This window comes from Hymenobacter terrenus, from assembly GCF_000972495.1.
Lineage (GTDB): Bacteria > Bacteroidota > Bacteroidia > Cytophagales > Hymenobacteraceae > Hymenobacter > Hymenobacter terrenus.
Genome location: NZ_LATM01000002.1, coordinates 276,782 through 296,697 on the forward strand (window position 1 = coordinate 276,782; position 19,916 = coordinate 296,697).

17 protein-coding genes are annotated in these 19,916 nt (G+C 55.0%); 8 read left to right on the forward strand and 9 right to left on the reverse strand.

Annotated elements, in window-relative coordinates; translation table 11 throughout:
- Positions 1-101: 101 nt before the first annotated feature.
- On the reverse strand, positions 102-1,046 hold the full coding sequence (locus WX88_RS05675; RefSeq protein ID WP_046243350.1) for a Rossmann-fold NAD(P)-binding domain-containing protein: 945 nt from the start codon (positions 1,044-1,046) through the stop codon (positions 102-104).
- Positions 1,047-1,230: 184 nt separating this feature from the next.
- On the opposite strand from WX88_RS05675, the gene WX88_RS05680 reads away from it, so the two are divergent.
- Positions 1,231-1,833, forward strand: coding sequence for a Uma2 family endonuclease (locus tag WX88_RS05680; RefSeq protein ID WP_197076684.1), 603 nt, complete (start codon positions 1,231-1,233; stop codon positions 1,831-1,833).
- Positions 1,834-2,468: 635 nt separating this feature from the next.
- On the opposite strand, the gene WX88_RS05685 is transcribed toward WX88_RS05680, so the two are convergent.
- Both WX88_RS05685 and carB read right to left on the reverse strand, forming a co-directional pair.
- A complete protein-coding gene (locus WX88_RS05685) occupies positions 2,469-3,059 on the reverse strand; it encodes a hypothetical protein (protein ID WP_046243351.1) in 591 nt (196 codons plus the stop codon).
- Positions 3,060-3,140: 81 nt separating this feature from the next.
- Positions 3,141-6,371 carry a carbamoyl-phosphate synthase (glutamine-hydrolyzing) large subunit gene (carB, locus tag WX88_RS05690; RefSeq protein ID WP_046243352.1) on the reverse strand — a complete coding sequence of 1,077 codons (3,231 nt, stop codon included), beginning with the start codon at positions 6,369-6,371 and terminating at the stop codon, positions 3,141-3,143.
- Between the two features lie 313 nt (positions 6,372-6,684).
- Here carB and WX88_RS05695 point away from each other — a divergent pair, with 313 nt between their 5' ends.
- On the forward strand, positions 6,685-6,867 hold the full coding sequence (locus WX88_RS05695) for a hypothetical protein (protein ID WP_046243353.1): 183 nt from the start codon (positions 6,685-6,687) through the stop codon (positions 6,865-6,867).
- 146 nt (positions 6,868-7,013) lie between these two features.
- Here WX88_RS05695 and carA read toward each other — a convergent pair whose 3' ends face one another.
- The 5 genes from carA to WX88_RS05720 form a co-directional block, all read right to left on the reverse strand.
- Positions 7,014-8,093, reverse strand: a complete 1,080-nt coding sequence (carA, locus tag WX88_RS05700; RefSeq protein WP_046243354.1) for a glutamine-hydrolyzing carbamoyl-phosphate synthase small subunit — start codon at positions 8,091-8,093, stop codon at positions 7,014-7,016.
- 140 nt (positions 8,094-8,233) lie between these two features.
- Positions 8,234-9,376: an aspartate aminotransferase family protein gene (locus tag WX88_RS05705; RefSeq protein ID WP_046243355.1), complete on the reverse strand. Its 1,143-nt coding sequence runs from the start codon at positions 9,374-9,376 to the stop codon at positions 8,234-8,236.
- Positions 9,377-9,533: 157 nt separating this feature from the next.
- Positions 9,534-10,514: an N-acetyl-gamma-glutamyl-phosphate reductase gene (gene argC, locus WX88_RS05710; protein WP_046243356.1), complete on the reverse strand. Its 981-nt coding sequence runs from the start codon at positions 10,512-10,514 to the stop codon at positions 9,534-9,536.
- Positions 10,504-11,694: an argininosuccinate synthase gene (gene argG, locus WX88_RS05715; protein WP_046243357.1), complete on the reverse strand. Its 1,191-nt coding sequence runs from the start codon at positions 11,692-11,694 to the stop codon at positions 10,504-10,506. Before argG ends, argC begins: the two co-directional genes overlap by 11 nt.
- Positions 11,691-12,296, reverse strand: a complete 606-nt coding sequence (locus WX88_RS05720) for a GNAT family N-acetyltransferase (RefSeq protein WP_046243358.1) — start codon at positions 12,294-12,296, stop codon at positions 11,691-11,693. Before WX88_RS05720 ends, argG begins: the two co-directional genes overlap by 4 nt.
- A gap of 420 nt (positions 12,297-12,716) precedes the next feature.
- Between WX88_RS05720 and argB the strand changes: the two genes are divergently transcribed.
- From argB to WX88_RS05750, 6 genes are all read left to right on the forward strand, one after another.
- The gene (gene argB / locus WX88_RS05725; protein WP_046243359.1) at positions 12,717-13,499 is read left to right on the forward strand and encodes an acetylglutamate kinase; all 783 of its coding nucleotides are present in this window, start codon (positions 12,717-12,719) and stop codon (positions 13,497-13,499) included.
- Positions 13,487-14,578 carry a M20 family metallo-hydrolase gene (locus WX88_RS05730; RefSeq protein WP_046243360.1) on the forward strand — a complete coding sequence of 364 codons (1,092 nt, stop codon included), beginning with the start codon at positions 13,487-13,489 and terminating at the stop codon, positions 14,576-14,578. The genes argB and WX88_RS05730 overlap by 13 nt, the downstream gene beginning before the upstream one ends.
- Before the next feature lie 123 nt (positions 14,579-14,701).
- Positions 14,702-16,015: an argininosuccinate lyase gene (gene argH / locus WX88_RS05735; protein ID WP_046243361.1), complete on the forward strand. Its 1,314-nt coding sequence runs from the start codon at positions 14,702-14,704 to the stop codon at positions 16,013-16,015.
- Positions 16,016-16,269: 254 nt separating this feature from the next.
- Positions 16,270-16,992: a PD-(D/E)XK nuclease-like domain-containing protein gene (locus tag WX88_RS05740; protein ID WP_046243362.1), complete on the forward strand. Its 723-nt coding sequence runs from the start codon at positions 16,270-16,272 to the stop codon at positions 16,990-16,992.
- Positions 16,993-17,103: 111 nt separating this feature from the next.
- Positions 17,104-17,700, forward strand: coding sequence for a TetR/AcrR family transcriptional regulator (locus tag WX88_RS05745; protein WP_046243363.1), 597 nt, complete (start codon positions 17,104-17,106; stop codon positions 17,698-17,700).
- 149 nt (positions 17,701-17,849) lie between these two features.
- A complete protein-coding gene (locus WX88_RS05750; RefSeq protein ID WP_197076685.1) occupies positions 17,850-18,734 on the forward strand; it encodes an alpha/beta fold hydrolase in 885 nt (294 codons plus the stop codon).
- Positions 18,735-18,834: 100 nt separating this feature from the next.
- On the opposite strand, the gene WX88_RS05755 is transcribed toward WX88_RS05750, so the two are convergent.
- The gene (locus WX88_RS05755; protein ID WP_046243364.1) at positions 18,835-19,860 is read right to left on the reverse strand and encodes a J domain-containing protein; all 1,026 of its coding nucleotides are present in this window, start codon (positions 19,858-19,860) and stop codon (positions 18,835-18,837) included.
- Positions 19,861-19,916 lie beyond the last annotated feature (56 nt).

The following is a 19,916-nucleotide window of genomic DNA, read 5'->3' on the forward strand; positions in this document are numbered from 1 at the left end:
TGAATTACTGCTACACGCGAGATGCTTCGCTGCGCTCTGCATGACGTTCTTTTCGCTGCTGGCAAACCTTCTATATCCGCATCCGCTTCTGATATCAACTGTTATTTCAGCAGCTCGTGCAGCACGGTTTGCATGGAGATGGTGCGGTTGCCGGCTTCCTGGATGATGAGCGAGCCGGGCGCGTCGAGCACGGCGTCGGACACTTCCACGTTGCGGCGCACGGGCAGGCAGTGCAGGAATTTGGCGTCGTTGGTGAGGGCCATGTGCTCGGGGGTGAGCATCCAGATGCGGTCGTTTTGCAGCACTTGGCCATAGTCGCGGTAGCTGCTCCAGTTTTTGGCCTGCACGTAGTCGGCGCCTTCCAGGGCCTTGCGCTGGTCGTATTCGATACGGGCGCCTTTGGTGAATTTCTCGTCCAATTCGTAGCCTTCGGGGTGGGTGATGACGAAGTCGACCCAGTCGATTTCCGAAAACCAATCGCAGAAGGAATTGGGCACGCACTGGGGCAGGGCGCGCACGTGCGGGGCCCAGGTGAGCACCACTTTCACGCGCTCCTTCTGCTTGGTTTCGGCCACCGTAATGAGGTCAGCGAAGGACTGTAACGGGTGCAGCGTAGCGCTTTCCAGGCTGATGACGGGCACAGTAGCGTATTGCAGAATCTTGTTGAACACCACTTCGCCGTAGTCCTCGGCCTTATCCTTGAGAGTAGGGAAAGTGCGCACGCCCAGCACGTCGCAGTACTGGCTCATCACCGCGATGGCGTCCTTGATGTGCTCCTGGGTACCGCCGTTCATCACTGCGCCATCGGCCATTTCCAGGGTCCAGGAGTCGGCGCCGGCGTTGAGCACCCAGGCTTGCGCGCCCAGGTTGTAGGCCGCCTTCACGGAGCTGAGGCGGGTGCGGAGGCTGGGGTTGAAGAAGATGAGGCCGACGGTTTTATTGCGCCCGATATGCTGGTAGCCGTAAGGGTTGGCTTTGATTTCCAGCGCCTGTTTCAAGAGGGCGTGGTAGTCGCCGGCATCAGCGAAAGAGGTGAAGTTTTTCATGGTGTTGATGTAGCGCGAACTTTAGTAGTTTGCGTTGTTAGAGTATAGGTCGTGCGACTACGCGAACTACAAAGTTCGCGCTACTGCTAGTGCCGTAAGAACGGCAAGGACGAACTTCTACGCCTGCGCCGTCCTTGTCGTATAACAACTCTGTATATTTGATGAGCTTCCATTTCTTGCTGCTATGACTTTCGCCGACATTGATAATATGATGGTGTTGCACGGCCCCGTCCTGGCCCGGCTCACCGATGAGGAGTTTTTTGACCTCTGTCAGCACAATCCTCTCCTGCGCATGGAGCGCAATGCCGAACACGAAATCATTGCCATGCCCCACGCCGGTTCTGAATCCAGCCGTAAGTCCAGTGAAGTGACTTTTCAACTGATGCTCTGGAATCGCCAGCATCAGTTAGGCTACGTATTTGAATCATCCGTCGGCTTCACGCTGCCCGATGGCTCAGTGCGCTCACCTGATGCTTCGTGGGTACCCAAAGCGGCTTATGATGCGCTGACTGAGGAGCAACGCCTACGTTTCGCGCCGGTGTGCCCCCCGTTCGTGGTCGAGGTCCGCTCGCCTTCCGATGGACTGGCCCCGCTACGCCGCAAGATGGAAACCTACCTGTCCAACGGTGTCGAAGTCGGATTCCTGCTCGACCCCACCAACGAAACCGCCACCATCTACCGGAGCGGGCAGGAACCGGAAGAAATCACCAGCTTCGACACGACGCTGAGCGCGGAGCCGGCACTGCCCGGGTTTGAGCTGGATTTGCGGCCCTTGCGGCGGGCGTAGAACGGAACCTGATACAAGTTGGCCTGATACAAAACAAAATGTATCAGGCCAACTTGTATCAGGCCCTACACTACATTCCTGCTCCAAATAGTGTGGCGATGCGGCGGCCGGGCGCGCCAGGGCGGTTTGGGAGAAGCCCAGCTTGCGACGCCAAACCGGCGTGGAGTAGGATGCGATGCTTAAGGAGGTGGTACAGGAGGGGGGTGGTACATTTATTTTTGTACCACCCCCCTCCTGTACCACCTCCTTTTGATTATCTGGCCCAACGCCCCAGCGGGTTCGAAGCGTAGAAAACAAGAGGCCGAACCCTGCGGCCCGGCTCCTTGCCAACCCGTTAGCTTATCCAGTGTCGGGCCGCGGCCGCTAGCGCCACCTTGACCGTTTCCAGCATCAGCCACCACTAGAAACCTTTTTCAGCCGTTGATGGTGTGTGTTTACGAAGTAGGGCTTTTCATCTCATCTTCGCCGCACGATTTTTTTCTCATTGGACCGAGAATTAGGTGCGTTTCCACCTTCTTCTTTGAAGCCCTCGGTGCTCCAACACTGGGGGCTCCACCTTTTCAGGGGCAGCCGTGTGGTGAGGTGGAAAAACCGTGCGGTAGGGCGAAGGTAAGCCTAGGCTCTAATCAGTAAGGCTATAGAGTGTGGTAAATGGTTGCTGATTGAATAAATAAGTCAATATCTCTAATCAGATAGAATCTGGCGTCTTTCATAGCTAAATCTATACTGCGCTGAGAAGTTCTGCTGGTCTTTTTCAACTCGACTGCCTGCTTCACTTCTTTGCCCAAGGAATGCTCCATGGCTTTGTTAGCCTCTTTTTTGGCTCCTGCTAGAAGGGATGCACCTTCACTAGGTGTTGCTTGCTCAATTATGCGCAGAGCTTCTCGACCAAACGTTTCTAAATAACGTCGTTCTTCAAACTGGCAAGACTGGATTTTCTCCTTGATTATTCTCAACTGCCGGTGAATAGGTTCAAAGGAGATTATGGCAGCAACTGCTTTTTTTATCTTTTCGCTCGGATAAGTCGCATACTCCCAATCAATACTTTCCCCTAATAGAGAAACATTGAAATCCAAAACAAAGTCTTCACCATCATGCTTCAGCTTACTCATTTCTTGGATGTCGTACCGAGAAGCTAAGTCGTAAGCGTGTTGCCAATCCCGGTTCCAATTTTCCCGGTGAATGTCTTTGTCCTGTGAAAGAAAGCGAACAGTAAATTTTCCCATGGAGCTGAAAAAGTAGAAGGTATGTTTACAAGTTAAGGATTTTTGCTTAAACTTCTAACAACCTTCTACCTTTTAACGAAGCTACATGGCCTTATACTCGTTCCAGCTCTTAATCTTCAGGTCCTTCATCTCCAGCGAGCAGAAGGCCTGAATAAACGCCTTCGCCAGCCGCGCATTCGTCAGCAAACCGACGCCGAAATCCACGGCCGTGCGGCGGATTTTGTAATCATTATCCAACTCGCCTTTCGACAGGTTTTTCGGTATATTAATGACTAAGTCAATTTTCTTTTCCTTCAGGTATGTCAGCACGTTGGGCTCCTGCAAGTCATCGGGCCAGAAGAGCAGGCTACTGGGAATGCCGTTTTCGGCGAAGAAGCGGTGCGTGCCCTGGGTGGCGTACACGGTGTAGCCCTTTTTAATGAGCAGCGCGGCGGGCGCGAGCAGGGCCACTTTCGAGATGATAGGGCCGCCGGAAATCAGCACCGATTGCTGCGGGATTTTGTAGCCCACGCTCAGCATCGATTTCAGCAGAGCTTCCTCGGCGGTGTCGCCCAGGCAGCCCACTTCACCGGTGCTCACCATGTCGACGCGCAGCACCGGGTCGGCGCCGGGGAGGCGGGTGAAAGAGAACTGCGGGGCCTTCACGCCCACGAAGGGCAGGTCGTACACCCGCTCGCTTTCGTCGCGCTCGACCTTCTTGCCTAGCAGCACCTGGGTGGCCTTTTGGATGAGGTTGTTGCCCGATACTTTCGACACGAACGGGTAGCTGCGCGAGGCGCGGATGTTGCACTCAATCACCCGGATTTCGCCGTTTTTCTCCAGGAACTGGATGTTGAACGGGCCGCTGATTTCGTAGCGCTTGGCAATCTTTTCGGCGATGATTTTCAGCTTGCGGATGGTGCCCACGTACACCCGTTGGGGCGGGTAGTACATGGTGGCATCGCCGGAGTGCACGCCGGCAAACTCGACGTGCTCGGAGATGGCATAGCTCACAATGTCGCCGTGGTCGGCCACCGCGTCAAGCTCAATTTCCTTGGCTTCCTGGATGAATTCCGACACCACCACCGGGTATTCGGCGCTTACTGCCACGGCGGTTTGCAGGAAGGCTTCCAGCTCGTGGCCGTTGGAAACCACGTTCATGGCCGCGCCCGACAGCACGTAGCTCGGCCGGATGAGCACCGGGAAGCCAACTTCGCGCACGAACTCGTCCATGGCGTCCAGCGAGGTCAACTCCTGCCAGCGGGGTTGCGCGATGCCCAGCTCGTCCATGATGCTGGAGAACTTGTGGCGGTTCTCGGCCTCGTCGATGCGAGCCGGCGCGGTGCCCAGGATGGGCGCTTCGGCCTCAGCCAAGCGGGTGGCGAGGTTGTTGGGAATCTGGCCGCCGGTAGAGAGAATCACGCCCTGCGGCTGTTCAAAATCCAGAATGTCCAGCACCCGCTCGAAACTGAGCTCCTCAAAATACAGCCGGTCCGAGACGTCGTAGTCGGTCGAGACGGTTTCGGGGTTGTAGTTGATGAGGATGGTTTTGTAGCCCTCGGCGGCAGCCGTTTGCACGGCATTCACGCCGCACCAGTCAAACTCCACCGAGCTGCCAATACGGTACACGCCCGAGCCCAGCACCACGACGGACTTGTCGGTTTCGGGCGCCAGGTCGTTTTCGGTGCCGTGGTAGGTGCTGTAGAGGTAGTTGGTTTTGGCCGGAAATTCGGCCGCCAGCGTGTCAATCTGCTTGATGACTGGCACCACGCCCAGCGCCTTGCGGCGGGCGCGCACCAGCAACTCATCGGCCTTCACGTCTCCCTCGCCGAGCAGCTTCACGGCAATCTGCTGGTCCGAAAAACCGGCTTTCTTGACCTCGCGCAGCAAGGCGGTTTCCAAGCCCGCAAGGCCATTCGCCCGGCCTTCAGCGAGCTTGTTGCTGAGCTGGAAAATGGTGGACAGGCGCTGCAAAAACCAGTGGTCGATTTTGGTCAGCTCGTGCACCTGGTCGAGCGTGTACCCGGCCTCAAATGCTAGGTTGATGGCGAAAATGCGCTCTTCGTTGGGCTCGCTCAGTAGCTTGTCAATCGTCGCCTTGTCAACGATTTCGGGCTTGTTGGCCACGAAGCCGCGTTTACCGGTGTCCAGCATCCGCAGGCCTTTCTGGATGGCTTCCTCGAAGGACTTGCCGATAGCCATGACCTCGCCCACGCTCTTCATGGCGCTGCCAATATGCCGGTTCACGCCCTCAAATTTGCCGAGGTCCCAGCGCGGCAGCTTCACCACCACGTAGTCGAGGGCCGGTTCGAAAAACGCCGAAGTCGTCTGCGTCACGCTGTTTTTTAGCTCCGACAATGAGTAGCCCAAGCTCAGCTTGGCCGCTACAAACGCCAGCGGGTAGCCCGTAGCCTTCGAGGCCAGCGCCGAGGAGCGCGACAGGCGCGCGTTCACCTCAATCACGCGGTAATCTTCGGAAACGGGGTCCAGCGCGTACTGAATGTTGCACTCGCCCACGATGCCGAGGTGGCGAATGGTCTGGATGCCGATGCTGCGCAGCTTGTGGTACTCGCGGTTGCTCAGCGTCTGCGACGGGGCCACCACAATGCTCTCCCCGGTGTGGATGCCGATGGGGTCGAAGTTCTCCATGTTGCAGACCGTGATGCAGTTATCGTACTGGTCACGCACCACTTCGTACTCCACTTCCTTCCAGCCCTTCAAGGATTCTTCCACCAGAATCTGGTCGGAAGTGGTGAAGGATTTTTGGGCCAGCGTCCGCAGCTCGTCCATGTTGTTGGCGAAACCGCTGCCCAGCCCGCCCAGCGCAAACGCCGCCCGCACGATAATCGGGAAACCGATTTTCTCCCCGGCCGCCAGGGCGTCTTCCATGGTCGTCACGGCCACGCTGCGGGCACACAGCACGCCAATCTGGGCGAGCTTGTCCTTGAAAATGTCGCGGTCCTCGGTGTCGATGATGCTCTGCACGGGGGTGCCCAGCACCTGCACCCCGTACTTCTCAAACACGCCGCCGCGGAACAAGGCCACGGCGCAGTTCAGCGCCGTTTGGCCGCCGAAAGCTACCAGAATGCCATCAGGCTGCTCTTTTTTGATGACTTCCTCCACGAAGAAGGGCGTCACGGGCAGGAAGTACACGTCATCGGCGATATTGTCCGACGTCTGCACGGTGGCAATGTTGGGGTTGATGAGGATGGTGCGAATGCCTTCCTCCTTCAGCGCCTTCAGCGCCTGCGAGCCGGAATAATCGAATTCCCCGGCTTCGCCAATTTTAAGGGCGCCAGAACCGAGGACGAGAACTTTGTTGGGTTTGTTCATTCTAAGGGTTAGGTAACAGACCGTTTGGTGTGGTCATGTTAAAAAAGAACGTCATGCAGAGCGCAGCGAAGCATCTCGCCCGCTTCGTTGGGACAAGCTTACACTCATTATTTTTTATGCTAAAAGACTCAAATTAGAAACTAGGCCAAACAAAGGTTGTCCTGGTTCATGCTCAAGAAAATTATCATTTGCTGATGGGATAAATACACAAAGTAGCAGCATGTACAACGCCAAATAGGTGTAAAGTACCCACATTGTTATAAAAGATATTTTGCCATTCTTATTTGTGCGAACTAAACGTCTTGTATGCGATATGTATGAAAGAAAAACACATATTAATATCCAGGCGCAAGCAGTAATTGTTGAGTTGATGATGCTTGTTCTAGTTATGTCATCAATGGGACCAGGCCCAACTGACACGATATCTGCTATTTTAGATGAAGACCAAATTATCGTAGCACCAATAGCCATTGTTTTAACAATTGGCCAGCGGTGAGGCGATGAAATCACATCCAATAGCTGATATAACATAGGTTCTACCCGAGGGTCTTCTGATTGGTATGAGCTGGGTTGCAAAGCTTCCAACGAAGCGGGCAAGATGCTTCGCTGCGCTCTGCATGACGTTCTGGATTTGTCGTTCTGCTATTTACCGGACTTATACTCCACCACCGCTTTCAAAAAGTCATCAAACAAATACTCGGTGTCCTGGGGCCCGCCGGCAGCTTCGGGGTGAAACTGGGTGGAGAAAAACGGCTTGGTCTGGTGCTTGATGCCTTCGCAGGTACCGTCGTTCAGGTTCTCGAACAGCACGGTCCACTCGGCGGGTAGCGTGGCCGTGTCCACCGCGAAGCCGTGGTTCTGGCTGGTGATGTAGCAGCGCTGGGTGCCGGTGAGCTTCACGGGCTGGTTGTGACTGCGGTGGCCGTATTTCAGCTTGAACGTGTCGCCGCCTGCCGCCAGGCCCATGAGCTGGCTGCCCAGGCAGATGCCGAAAATAGGCTTGTCCTGGGCCAGGGCCGTTTGCAGGTGGCTGATGGTGGCCTCGCACATCTTGGGGTCGCCGGGGCCGTTGCTTAGGAAGAGGCCGTCGTAGTCGAGCGTGGTGAAGTCGTAGTCCCAAGGTACGCGAATCAGCTCTACGTCGCGCTCCAGAAAGCAGCGGAGGATGTTGGTTTTAGTGCCGCAGTCCACCAGCACGATTTTGTGCTGGCCTTTGCCGTAGTGCTGCACGCCGGGGTGGCTCACCTGCGCCACTAAGTTGTCGAGGTTGGGGTCGTGAAAGGGCACGTCGTCCTCGGCTACGATTTTGCCCAGCAGGGCGCCATTCTCACGCAGTTTCTTGGTGAGCAGGCGGGTATCGACGCCGCAGATGCCGGGGATGTTGTACTCCTTCAGCCAGTCGCCGAGGCTTTTAGCGGCGTTCCAGTGGCTGTGCTCCTCGGAGTAGTAGTTCACCACCAAGCCGGCAATGTGAATCTTATCCGATTCGAAAATCTTTGAAATCGACTCGTATAGTTCCTCGCCGGGCACGCCGTAGTTGCCCACCATAGGAGTGGTGAGCACCAAAATCTGCCCGGCGAAGGACGGATCGGTGAGGTTTTCGGGGTAGCCCGTCATGGCCGTGCTGAACACGACTTCGCCCGCTGCAGAGGTAAAGGCCCCGAAGGAGTCGCCTTCGATGGTGGTGCCGTCTTCGAGAATGAGTTTTACTTGATGCATCATAGATTGTTACTGTTAGGATGTAGAGACGCGACACTTGGCTACGCCGACCTGCGGTTCGCGTCTCAATCGTTGCTGACGTTGTTTTGATCTGTCATTTATGACGCAGGTCGTTCAACGACGAGACGCGAATTGTCGCGTCTCTACAGCGCTCTTACTTCGGCTGCGGTCAGAACGTATAGCGCTTCCAAAAATCGGTCAACTTCGGCTTTGGTGATATTGAGCGGTGGTAGCAAGCGCAGAACTGTGGGGTCGGAAGCATTGCCTACAAAAATGTGATGTTCCGAAAGCAGCTTGTCGCGCACGTTTTTGACGGGAAAGTCGTACTTGATTCCCACCATTAGGCCGCGGCCGCGAATCTCTTCGGCGCCGGCGTTGGCTTCCAATTTGGTGCTTAGGTACTGGCCTAGCTCAGCGGCATTGGCCATCAGATTTTCCTCCTCAATGACTTCTAGCACGGCCAGGGCCGCGGCACAAGCCAGGTGGTTGCCACCAAACGTGGTGCCGAGCAAGCCATACGAAGCTTTCAATCTTGGCGAAATCAGGATGCCGCCGATGGGGAAGCCATTACCCATGCCTTTGGCCACGGAGATGATATCGGGCCGGATACCGGCGTGCTGGTGGGCGAAAAACTTACCGCTGCGTCCGTAGCCGCTTTGCACCTCGTCGGCAATTAGGATGACGTTGTGTGCACCGCACAATAAGGAGAGGCCCTGTAGGAAATCATCAGAGGGCATAATGATGCCGCCTACGCCCTGAATGGGCTCGATAATAACGGCGCAGACATCGCCGCCGTGTAGCAATTTGGCCACGGCCTTCAGGTCGTAATCGACAAAGGTTATGGCATGGTCCGCGTTGAAGGGCGCGACAATTTTGGGATTATCAGTGGCAGCCACTGCGCCGGAAGTACGGCCGTGGAATGCACCTTTAAAGGCCACCACACGTTTTTTGCCGGTATGGAAGGAGGCTAGCTTCAACGCATTCTCATTCGCTTCAGCACCGGAGTTGCACAGAAACAGCGCATAGTCCTCGTAGCCTGAAACCTGACCTAGCTTGTGCGCCAGCTGCGTCTGAATCGGAATCTGCACCGAGTTAGAGTAGAAGCCGATGTTTTGCAGTTGCTCCGTCAGGCGCTGCACGTAGTGCGGATGGCTGTGGCCAATGGAAATAACAGCGTGGCCGCCGTAGAAATCCAGGTATTCCTGGCCCTGGTCGTCCCACAGCTTGGCGCCGAGCGCCTTCACAGGCGTGATGTTGACGAGCGGATAAACGTTGAAAAGCTCCATGTGAAATAGAGGTTAGGTGTTAGAGAGCTTAGGAATCAGGAAAAACGTCATGCCGAGCAGAGCCGAGGCATCTCGCTCGCATCGTCCAATGATTGATTGGATGACCACCCCACGCGAGCTGCCTCGGCTCCGCTCGGCATGACGTTCTGGCGATGCATTACAAAAGCACCGATTTAAGATGAAGACCTGTCGTCTCCGGTAGCCCAAAAAGCAAATTCATATTCTGCACGGCTTGGCCGGAAGCCCCTTTCACTAGGTTGTCAATGATTGAGGTAATAAGCAGCTGCTTGCCAAGTTTCTGCACGTGCAACAGGCATTTATTGGTATTCACTACCTGCTTGAGGTGAATTTCCTTTTCCGAAACTGTAGTGAACGGCGCGTCGGTGTAGAAATTCCGGTACAGCTCCCGTGCTTGGTCTTGCGTCAAATCCGAAGGCGTATACACGCTGGCAAAAATGCCCCGCGAGAAATTACCGCGGTAGGGGATGAAATGAATCGCCGTGTCCAGTTGCGTCTGTAGCTGCGCCAGGCTCTCGCCGATTTCGCCGAGGTGCTGGTGCGTGAAGGGCTTGTAGATGGATACGTTGTTGGTGCGCCAGGAGAAATGCACTGTTTCCGACAGGCTCTGGCCCGCGCCGGTCGAGCCGGTGATGGCCGATACGTGCACGTCATCCGTCAGCCGGCCCGCGCCGGCCAGTGGCAGCAGCGCCAGTTGAATGGCCGTGGCGAAGCAGCCGGGATTAGCAATGCTCTGGGCTTGCTGAATACTGCTTCTGTTCAGTTCTGGTAGGCCGTACACAAACTCGCGGCCGTCAAATTCCCGGTCATTTTCCAAGCGGAAATCGTTGCTCAGGTCGATGATGTGCGTGGTGGCGGGTAAGTTGTTGTTTTCCAGAAACGCCCGAGAATCACCGTGACCCAGACAGAGAAAAACTACGTCTTCGTCGCCAGCCAGTTCCGTGGCAAAGCGCAGTTTGATTTCGCCCACTAGGTCGTCGTGCACCTGGTACACGAGGTTGCCCGCGTTAGAAGAGCTAACGATGGCACCTAGTTCCGCGTGCTCGTGGTGCAGCAGAATGCGGATGAGCTCGCCGGCTGTATAGCCAGCGCCGCCTACGATGCCAACCTTAATTTTCATCGTGCAGGCTGCTGCTAATCTTCAGCTGGTTGCCGAAAATCTTGATGAAACCGCGGGCGTCGCGGGCGTCCCAAGCGTTGTTTTCTTCGCCGTAAGTAGCCACTTTCGACTGCATCATGTCGTATTTCGACTCGATGCCGAGCAACTCAAACTGATACGGTTTCAAATTGACAAATACCTTGCCCGACACGTGGTTTTGCGACGACTCCAGAAAGGCCTCCATATCGCGCATCACCGGGTCGAGGTACTGCGCCTCGTGCAGCAGCGTGCCGTACCAGTTGGCAATGTAGTCTTTGTGCAGCAACTGCCAGCGCGTGCTGGTATGCTTTTCCAGCAAGTGGTGGGCCTTGATGAGAATGAGTGGCGCGGGTGCTTCGAAACCTACGCGGCCTTTGATGCCCAGAATGGTGTCGCCCACGTGAATGTCGCGGCCGACGGCAAATGCTGCGCCCAACTCATTCAACTTTTGAATTAGAGCTACCGGCTCCAACGTTTCGCCGTTCAGTGCCACTGGCTCGCCTTTTTCGAAGGTGATTTCCACACGCTCTGAATCCTGTCGCCGCAGCTGCGACGGATAGGCTGTTTCAGGCAGTGCCTCGTGTGAAGTCAGGGTTTCGACGCCACCTACGCTGGTGCCCCAAATGCCTTTGTTAATGGAGTAGCGGGCTTTCTCCCAACTCATCTCGAAGCCCTGTTTTTGCAAGTATTCAATTTCGGCTTGGCGCGATAGTTTCAAGTCGCGGATGGGCGTCAGAATCTCCGTTTTGGGCGCGATAACTGAGAAGGCCACATCGAAACGCACCTGGTCGTTGCCGGCGCCCGTACTGCCGTGAACTATGTAGTCGGCCTCGTTAGCGCGTGCATATTCGGCAATGGCCAGCGACTGAAACATGCGCTCGGCGCTCACTGAGAGAGGATAGGTGTCGTTCTTCAACACATTGCCAAACAGCAGGTAGCGCAGACAGTCGCGGTAGAAACGGGTCGTTACGTCAATTACCTCGTGCTTCACTGAGCCCAACTCGTAGGCGCGCTTCTCAATGGTCGCCAATTCTTCCGCCGTGAAGCCGCCTGAGTTCACAATAACAGTGTGAACTTCCAGGTCCAAATCCCGAGACAAATACACGGCACAAAACGACGTATCGAGGCCGCCACTGTAGGCTAGTATGGCTTTTTTCTTCATGATGCAGAATCAGATGCGGAGTCAGGGGAAATAGATTGATTATCGGCCGAAAAACTGGGGATTTGGAGTTGTACAGGAGTGTTGGACGCCTCGAATAACATGCCAGTGCAGAGGCACATTTTGCGCTCGTTTTCCATCAGGATGCCGTAATTCTTGCAGCTCTTGCAGCCTTTCCAGAAATCTTCACTAGCAGTCAACTCCGAGAATGTCACGGGCTTATAACCTAGCTCGGTGTTGATTTTCATCACGGCCAAGCTGGTGGTAATGCCGAAGATTTTGGCCGTAGGGTACTTCGAGCGCGACAGGTCGAACACGGCCTGTTTGACGGCCCGGCCCACGCCGCTCTTGCGAATGCCGGCATTAACTACCAACCCGGAGTTGACCACAAAGGTCTTATCGTCAAACGTTTCGATGTAGCAGAAACCGGCTAGCTCGTCTTCGACAAAGGCGATAACGCTGTCGCCGCTAGCCATCTTTTGGGCCACGTAGGCTGGCTCGCGCTTGGCGATGCCCGTGCCCCGTGTTTTGGCCGACTCGACGTACCATTGACATAATAAATCAGCGTACTGAGCGTCCGCTGCCGTTGCAACCCGAATAGTCATTGTTAATTAGAAACTTAGGGATAGATACGCGGCTGTCCGGACACACGTTTGCTGCGTGTAATTCCTGCTAAAGCCCAAAATCTGTCGGTAAGCGTGAGCGGATACTAGCCCGGCTCAAAAGGGCTGGCCAAGGGGCCAACATGCGGCTGTTGAAGCCGCTAGGGTCGTCGCACCAAGGCGCAGGCGGTTTCGCACACACCAGCTACTCCCGGCCAGGCGGCGGAAAGAAGCGAAGCAGACGGATAAACCAGGAGGGCCATGGCGGGGGAATAGTGATTTGGACGCTTAAACGAGTGTCCTAACCTAGAGGTTCAATTCTGCTGCAAATGTAAAAGCTCCTACTTTTGCCTGCAAGAAATCACGCAGTTATTTTGAAATAACTGTCACCAGCCCTGCAATTACGCTTACTATGAACTAGTGATGAAGTCTGAGTTAAAAATATTTAAAATAGGCGGCGGTATAATTGACCACGAGCCGGATTTACTGGAATTTCTACGGCTATTTTCGGAAATAAGCGGCCCCAAAATACTGGTGCACGGTGGCGGCAAAGGGGCCAGCGAGATGATGACCAACCTTGGTATTGCGCCGCGCCTTGTGAACGGCCGCCGCATTACCGACGCGGCTACACTGGACATTGTGACGATGTTCTACGCGGGCAAAACCAACAAGCAGATAGTCGCAGCTTTACAAAGCCTGGGAGTTAATGCATTAGGGCTCAGTGGTGCCGATGCTGATGTGATTCGGGCTCGGAAGCGCCCGGTACGGGAGGTAGATTACGGTTTTGTGGGCGACCTCGACGAGGCTAGTATCAATGCCAGCATCGTTCACCAGTTTTTAGCGCTCGGATTAACGCCCGTATTTTGTCCAATTAACCACGACGGCACCGGACAATTACTCAATACCAACGCCGATACTATCGCAGCATCGGTTGCTAAAGCATTAAGCCCTCAATATGCGGTTGAACTCCATTTTTGCTTTGAGAAAAATGGAGTTTTGACAAATATTGATGACAACCACTCGGTGATTTCAAAGATTACTCCAACTACATATCTTGAATTAAAACAACGGGGAGTTATTGCCGACGGTATGCTACCCAAATTAGAGAATGCTTTTGAGGCGTTGAATTTTGGTGTGAAAAGAGTGATTGTTCAGCACGCGCTTCGTATTAATGGCACGTTAAAAACGGAATTATGTCTGAGTTAGTCAACCAGCTCACCGATGAAGCAATAGCGTTATTAATTCAACTGATTCAAACGCCTTCTTTTTCGAGGGAAGAAGCTGATACGGCCACATTAATTCAGGATTTTCTGGTGGCGCAAGGCGTAGCCGTCAACCGCAAGCACAATAACGTATGGGCTATAGCACTCCATTTTGATTCAGCAAAGCCCACTGTCCTCCTCAACTCGCATCACGACACGGTGAGAGCCGGAGCTGGGTGGAATTACTTACCTTTTGGTGCCACACTTGAAGGCGATAAATTAATAGGATTAGGTAGTAACGATGCAGGTGCTGCGGCAGTAAGCTTGCTGGCTACTTTTCTCTATTTTCAGAATAAAACTGTCGAATTTAATTTAATTTGCGCCATAACAGCAGAAGAAGAAATTTCGGGTGCAAATGGAATTAGAAGTGTGCTGCCGGAATTAGGCCATATTGATTTAGGAATAGTAGGAGAGCCAACAAATATGAACCTTGCAATTGCGGAAAAAGGACTGATTGTGCTCGATGCAACTGCCCACGGCAAAACCGGCCACGCGGCTCGTGATGAGGGAGAAAATGCCCTTTACAAAGCGTTGGACGATATTCAGTGGCTGCGTCAATATCAGTTTCCGCGGGTGTCGCCGCTGCTCGGGCCAGTGAAAACGACCGTGACGCAAATAACGGCTGGCCAACAGCATAATGTGGTGCCCGACCGCTGCCAGTTCGTGGTAGATGTACGAACGAATGAGCTCTACCAAAATCAGCAAATTATCGACATCATCCGGGCTAATATAAAGTCGGAAATAGTGCCGCGTTCCACGCACCTTAATTCTTCAAGTATTAGCGAAAACCACCCGTTGGTGCGCAAAGGTGTGGCAATGGGTAAGCAGATTTACGGCTCACCAACGCTATCGGACCAAGCTATGATGCCCTTTGAAACCCTGAAAATAGGGCCAGGAGATAGTGCCCGCTCGCATAGTCCCGATGAATATATTTTGGTGAGTGAGATACGCGCTGGTATTCGAGATTACATTGAATTACTGACAGACCTCGACGCGCAAAGCTTCGCTAAGTTTGAAAAGTAAGTAGCGCTATTTTTTTAATTTTAAATAAGTGTTCATCGCCTTTAGGTAAATTGTAATTGGCTATGGTTGCTTACTAATATATACCTTGCAAGACTTGATTTTAACTTGGCAAAACCTTGCGCTATGAAGATTTGGGAAAAAGGATTTTCGGTAAACGATACCATCGAGAAATTTACCGTGGGCCAGGACCGGGCGCTGGACATGCACCTCGCGCCATTTGATATGCTGGCCTCCAAAGCTCAAGCCAATATGCTGGCAAAAGTCGGTCTGATATCGGCGGAAGAGCAGGCGCAGCTAATTCAGGGCTTAGACGAGTTATTGGCGCAACTTGCGGCGGGCACGTTTCAGATTGAGGCAGCGTTTGAAGACGTGCATTCGAAGATAGAGTACTACCTCACTGAGAAATACGGCGATGCGGGAAAGAAAATCCACACGGCCCGCTCGCGCAATGACCAGGTATTGACTGCTATTCAGTTGTTCATTAAAGACTACACAGAGCAGATTGCCGTTAAAATCCTAGCGCTAGTGGAGGTAATGCTTCAGAAAGCAACCCTCCACCAAGCAGATTTATTGCCGGGCTACACGCACTTTCAGGCGGCAATGCCGAGCAGCTTCGGTTTGTGGTTTTCGGCCTATGCCGAGCATTTACTGCTTGATTTGGCGGTCTTTGAAGCCGCACACATCGTAGCTGACCAGAATCCGCTGGGTTCGGGCGCAGGTTTCGGGAGTAGTTTCCCGATTGACCGGGAAATGACGACGCGGGAAATGGGCTTTGGCGGTGTAGCGGTGAGTTCCGTAGGTGCCCAGATGCTGCGCGGTAAAACCGAGAAAACCTTGGCGTTTGCCATTGCCGGTGCGGCTGGCACGCTGGGCAAGCTCGCGTACGACTTGGTGCTCTACAACAGCCAGGACCTAGGCTTTGTGACGCTGCCTAAGGAGTTTACCACTGGTTCCAGTATCATGCCGCACAAGAAAAACCCTGACGTTTTTGAACTGGTGCGCGCCCATGCCAATCGCCTCCAGGCGCTGCCCAACGATATTATTTTGGCCACTAGCAACCTGCCCAGCGGCTACCACCGCGACTTTCAGTTGCTCAAGGAACTGCTGTTTGGGCCAATGATGGAGTTTGCTGATTTATTGGACATTCTATTGTTTGCCCTCCCCGAAATCAAGATTAAAGCGGGTGTGATTGAGCAGGCTAAGTATGACCCTATTTTCTCGGTCGAAAATATCAATCAGCTGATTCTGGCAGGCGTGCCGTTTCGCGATGCATACCAGCAGGTGGGCCGGGCTGTGGAAGATGGCAGCTATGTGCCGCACCGCGAATTTCACACTACGCACCTTGGTAGTATTCATAACCCTGGGCTAGCTGAAATCGCAGGTAAAATTCAGCGCTGGAAGGAGCGAAGTGCGCTGTTTGGTGCTGTAAAAGGGTAGGTTATGGCCCGTGGAATGAGGTAGAGACGTTACACTTGGCGTCTCCTCGTTGAACAGCAGGAGCCATACGACAGAGCTGACTAAATGAGCAGGTAGAGACGCGATACTTGGCGCCTCTACCTGCTCACAATCCGAAATCAGGCCCATACGGCCCGCTGTCCCCAAGTATGCACCGTGCTGTAATGTCGCTATCCCTTGGCCAAAGTGGAGTTTGAGTGGAGCAATTATAGGGCTTTCGTTGTTACTATTTTATTATGCCCGACTCCACTATTCCCTTCCGTCGTCCCGACCTGCTGCGCCTTGACTACGACACCTATCGGGCCCTGCCCGCCGTTGCCAATTCGGACCTCTCGCGCCTGCGCGACGCCCTTGATGGCCGCCCACCGCGGCCCCAAGCCACTTCCAACGAGGGGGCGCTGAGCTTTGGAACTGCCTTCCATACTGCCCTGCTCGAACCAGATGATTACGTGCCTGGGCAGCCTGGCCTGAATGATACACTGGTGTGGTGGCTGGTTGATGGAGTGAAGCTCAACACCCATTTGGCTGGGCTGCTGGCCCAGGGCATTCCCGAAACGAGTGTCCTCTTCACTGAGCCCGAAACCGGCACACTCTGTAAGCTACGTGCCGACCTCGTGGTGGACCAGCCCGACCAGCCTTTCACCATCATCGACTTTAAAACTACCATGGCGCGCGATGCCGACCATTTCCTCTGGCAGTGCTCGGCTTATGACTATGACCGCCAAGCCGCCTTCTATACCGATGCTTTACGAGCGGAACGGTTTCTCTTGGTAGGAGTGCAAAAAGTCGAGCCTTTTGGCGTTTTCACCATCGAGGTCAGTGAACAAATGCTCGCCGAAGGCCGCACCAAATACCGCCGTCTGCTACGTCTACTCCAAGCGCCTGCTACTGCACCGGCCTACCGCGTAGACGCCGTGCAAGCTGCCGTTGCTGCTCTGGGGCTGGGGTCAGAGGAATAAGCCAATCATCATAGCTTTCTAGAAAAAGCCCTTCTCGGACACGAGGAGGGTGTTTTTTTGCCTCAAAACAAAACTTACTAATTAGTAAGTAAGTTGTACATTTGTCGTGTTATGCCAACCCAAGTCCCTTCTGCTTCACTTCCTCCTGATACCCGTACCCGCATTCTCGACTTGGCCGAGGAACTGTTGCTGGAGCGGGGCTTCAATGCCTTTAGCTACCAGCACTTGGCCCGCGAGTTGGGCGTAAAGCCCGCTGCCATTCACTACCATTATCCTAGCAAAGACGACCTCGGCACGGCCTTGGTGACCCGGCAGCTGCGCCGCCTGCGCAAGTGGCGCGATTTGCCCCGCGTAGCCGATTTGCCCCCAAATCAGCAGTTTGAAGCTCTGCTTGCGGTATATGACGGCCACCTCAGTCATGATCGACGCGTGTGCTTGTTCGGAGCCTTGGCGGCTGATTTTCGTACCCTGCCCACCTCCATGCAGGCGGAGTTGCGCACGTTCAACCGCGAGCTGACGGAGTGGCTGGCCCAGGTGTTGGCCGTGGGCCGGGCCACCGGCACCATGCGCTTCGTGGGTAGCCCGGCCGCCAAGGCCTTGCAAGTGCTAACCACGCTGGCGGGGGCGCTACAAGTAGCCCGCGTGCACGACGAAACCCCGTTTCAGGTCATCGTGAATCAAGTACGGCTGGAGCTCTTCCAGCCATAGAATCCGCTGCTTTAGCCCTTGTGGTGATTTAAAGAAAGGAAATTATTCGTTTGCGGTGCTGAGTTGCCCCGGCCCCGCCCAAACATGTACCACAATTCTTTTCGGGTATTTCCATGATCAATACCTATTCCCCCGCTCACCACTTATTTATGGCTGAACCGCTTGTGCCCGTCGCCCCGCAAATTCGTTATCCCTCCCCGCCAGCCGGCTTGCGGTGGTTGCGCTGGCAGCTGAAAGCGCTGTGGGCCGTGGCGCCGACAGTGGCATTTCGGCAAGCCTGGCGGCTATTCTGCACGCCGCGACGCCTGCCTGTCAAAGCCTGGGAAGCACTCGCACTGGTCGACGCTCGGCGGCGCACCGTGGCCTATGAAACGGGCCCCGTGGCCGTGTACGAGTGGGGCCCGGTTGCCGCGCCGGCCGTGGTATTGGTGCATGGGTGGGAGCACCGCGCTAGTTTCTGGCGAGCCTGGGTGCAGCCTTTGTTGGAGGCCCGCTACCGCGTGGTAGCCCTCGACGGACCAGCGCACGGCGCTTCGGGTGGGCGGCTGGCAACGCTCACGAGCTTCGCCGGAGCCGTGCAGGCGGTGATAGACACGGTGGGGGAGGTGCGCGCCATTGTAGCCCATTCGTTCGGGGCTGCGTCGGTGGCGGGCATGCCGGTGCGCCCGCCTGGCGCCTTGCTGCCACGGCTGGTGCTGCTTAGTGCGCCCGTGAGCCCGCGTGCGGTAGCCGCGCGCTTCGCCGATTTTTTATACTTGTCCAATGATTTGGTAAAACGGTTTGTCCTGCACATCGAGCAAATCACCGGCCGCCCAGCCGATTCTTTCGCTGCCGCCGCAACGGGGCCTAGTATTGGCGCCGAAAAAGTGTTGATTATCCACGATGAAGGCGATGAAATCGTGCCGTTTTCAGAAGGCAAGCAGATTGTTGCAGCCTGGCCGGGAGCAGTATTACACGCTACGCAGGGGCTGGGCCACAACCGCATCCTGCGTGATGTGGCCGTAGTGCAATCGGCGGTGGCCTTTATTGCTTAATCAAGCCAATCTGCGGCCTCGCCACTATGCGCAGCTAATACCTAGGCATTAGTACAGTTGCGGCTGCGGTAAAGATGCTTCGGCCAAGTCAACGTTTTACTCAGATACTATCCAAGCCTTCGGCGGCTAATTGCCGGAGCACACTGCGCAGGCCATCGGGCGCTCGCAGCAGTGCACCTACGTGCTGCACGTACTCGGCTTCGGCGCGCAGGTCGCGTTTGAGTTGACGCAGCTCGGCCTCCTGCTTTTTAGCCGAAGCACCTTGGAAGCCGCTGGGGCCATATTTTACCTCGTTCATTGCCTGCTTCAGGATAATTTGCTGTTGGAGCAGGGCGCGGGTATAGCGGCTTAGCACATCGTCGGAGTCGGCATCGGCGGGACCAGATTCGGCCAGCAACTGCAGTAGCGTGTAGAGGTCGTCGGCCTCGTAGGCTTCGGTAATGCGCTGCATTTGCGCGGTTTTGTTGGCTTGCTTTTCGGGGTCGCGTTCGAGGTCCGGGTGATGGGTACGGGCCAGTTGGCGGTAGATGGTTTTGGTATTGGCTTCGAGTTGTTTTTGGTCGGCTCTGGCAGCCTGCTCGGTGGCTTCCTGTTGGCGTTGGGCTTTGGTTTTGCGCCGAGCCTGGGCCGCGGCGGCCGCTTGCTCATGGGGCGGCTGGGTCGGGTCGGGGGTGAAGTCTGCTTCGGCTTGGGCAGTTCCTTCGTTCTTGTCGTTGACTTTAGATGCCGCGCTATTGCCTCGTCCTGCCGGGGCGTACTTACGGATTATGGCGGTTTCATCCTCCCCAAACCGCTCTTCCAGCGCCCGCGCATTGCCCAGAATTAACTCCATAATCTGCTGCTCTTCCAAGCGGCTGAAGTAGCCCAGCAGCAGCGCCTCTTCCAATGAGGGAAATAAGCTGCGCCGCGCCGCCACTACTGCCGTGGCGGCCGGGCCCACCTGCTGCCAATAGCGCCGTCGGGCTTCGGCCTGTTCGGCGCGCAGGTCGCGCAGCCGTTCCCGCAGGTTTTCTACGTCCAGAATGGCTTGCCGAAAAGCCTGCTGAGCGGATGAGCCAAGCGGTTTCTCATTAAGTCGAACGGGTATAATAATGGGTGTGGGGTGCGCCGAATCAGGGTTTTTCATTGACTTACAAAGGTAAGAACAGTGGCAACGTATCAGTGCGGGCAGGTGGGAGCGAG